The 1,428-nt window shown below is 76.1% G+C and carries 1 protein-coding gene; it reads left to right on the forward strand.

Translation table 11 applies throughout. The annotated features are described in order from the left end of the window. Positions 1–1,428, forward strand: a 1,428-nt coding sequence (locus tag SZN_RS37095; protein WP_007506514.1) for a condensation domain-containing protein, incomplete at both ends; no start/stop codon positions are given.

Here is a 1,428-nt window from a genome sequence, read left to right on the forward strand (position 1 = left end):
CCCCGCCCGCCCCCGCCGGGCCGCCCCCGGCCGCACCCCCGGCCGCGCCGCCGTGCGCCGACGCGCCCCTGTCGCCGGGGCAGGAGCGGATCTGGTTCCTGGAACGTCTCCTTCCGGGCCGTACCGCCTACAACGAGGTGAAGGCGATCCGTCTCGCGGGCCCGCTCGACACCCGGGCGCTGCGCACGGCCGTACAGGGCCTGGTCGACCGGCACGAGGGGCTGCGCACCGTCTTCCGGGACAGCGGCGGCACCCCGCGCCAGGTGGTACGCGCCGCGGCCGAGGCCGACTTCGCGGTCGTCGGGGACAGCGGCGCTCCCGGCACCCTCCTCCAGGACGTCCTGGCGGCGGAGAGCGCCCGCCGCTTCGACCTCGCGGACGGCCCCCTGTTCGTCACCCGGCTGGTCCGGCTGGCCGAGGCGGAGCACGTCCTCGTGCTGTCCCTGCACCACATCGTGGTCGACGCGGCCTCCGCCACCGTCCTCGCCCGCGACCTCTCCGCGCTCTACCGCGCCGCGGCCACCGGCACCGCGCCCGACCTGCCGGACCTCACCTGGACCTACGCCGACCACGCCCGCGAGCAGACGGCGGCGGCCCGCGGACCCGAGGCGGAACAGGACCTCGCCCACTGGCGCCGCGCCCTCGGCGGCCCCCTCCCCGTCCTCGCCCTGCCCGCCGACCGTCCGCGCCCCTCGCCGATGACCTCCCACGGCCGGGCCGCCTTCCACACCCTCGACCCCGAACTCTCGCGACGGCTGCGCGAGTTGAGCAGAGCGCGGCGCAGCACCCTGTTCATGACGCTGCTCGCCGGATACGCGGCGATGCTCCACCGGGTCACCGGCCAGAGCGACCTCGTCATCGGCACGCCCATCTCGGACCGGCCCCCGCGTGCCGAGCAGGTGCTCGGCTTCTTCGTGAACACCCTCGCCCTGCGCCTGGACCTGTCCGGCGACCCCGGCTTCACCACCCTGCTCGACCGCGTGCGCACGGTCGCCCTGGACGGCTACGACCACGCGCGTGTGCCGTTCGAGACGGTGGTGCGCGACCTCGCCCCGCCCCGGGCCGTCGACCGGACCCCCGTCTTCCAGGCGTTCGCCGAGTTCCAGCGCGCCGAACCCTTCCGCTTCGACCTGCCCGGCATCGAGGCCACACCCCTGGACGCCGGAGCGGACAAGTCCCTGACGGACCTCACCGTCTACTTCACCGACCAGCCACAGGGCGTGCGCTGCCATCTGGAGTACAACACCGACCTGTTCGACGCCGAGACCGTCGACGGCTTCTTCACCACCTTCCGCGACCTGCTCGCCGCGGCCGTCGACGCACCGGGGGGCACCGCTCTCCCGCCTCGCCCCGGCCGCCCCGGACACCGCCGCCGACGGCGACGCCGTACCCCCCGCCTGGCGGCGCGGCCCCGCCCGCCCGCGCGCC

Origin of the sequence: Streptomyces zinciresistens K42 (assembly GCF_000225525.1) — a bacterium.
Lineage (GTDB): Bacteria > Actinomycetota > Actinomycetes > Streptomycetales > Streptomycetaceae > Streptomyces > Streptomyces zinciresistens.